We start from the raw sequence: 690 nt of genomic DNA on the forward strand, positions 1-690 counted from the left end.
CTGTTGGCACTGGCAAGGCTAGTTCGGAAAAGGCTCGATGAGCAGCTGGATGAAATCCGTTTGGAGACCAATAAGCAGCTGAATGACGTCCGTTTCGACACGAACATGTTTCTGGCACTGAGCGAAATTGATCGACTCTGCAAACGGGGATCACACGCAATCAGAGCCAATGTGTCGAAGAGCTTGGGCATGTCACCGACCTCGATGACAGGCATCTATAGGCGCTTGGATGCCGCCGGTCTGATCGAAGAGTGGCAAGACGAACCTATCTTTTTTGACTCCACCCGACAGAAGTACGCAAGACTCTCTGACGATGGCAAGAAGCTTCTACGCCGCGCCAATGATGCCTGGGAGAAGATCAATGTCAGCTACCTGGGAGATCTGAAGGACAGGCAGCTGAAAGACTTCTCATCGTCCATGGCAGTCATTCGCTCGGCACTGGAATCTAACGACGGTTTGGCGTAGCAGCCAGGCACGATGCACGCTCCGGCTGTATGGAGTGCCCCACGCTTTACCCCCACTTCGGCAGCGACGTAGCGCGACTTCCCCGACTCACCTAGGACTTCGCGACTTGGATGCGGATGATCCTGACCCTCTACTCGATAGCAGCCTCAGCAATGCCAACCAATCGCGTCACAGCGCGCGTCGGACTGAGTAGCTACATCCCTGCATGCAGAGTCGGCGGAGCGC

The 690-nt window shown here is 55.7% G+C and carries 1 protein-coding gene; it reads left to right on the forward strand.

Going from position 1 to position 690, the window contains the following annotated elements:
* A partial coding sequence (locus ACXJKJ_RS30690; RefSeq protein WP_457395254.1) for a MarR family winged helix-turn-helix transcriptional regulator occupies positions 1 to 465 on the forward strand: 465 nt, incomplete at its 5' end.
* Between the last annotated feature and the right edge of the window lie 225 nt (positions 466 to 690).

The organism is Roseateles sp. P5_E1 (genome assembly GCF_054049335.1).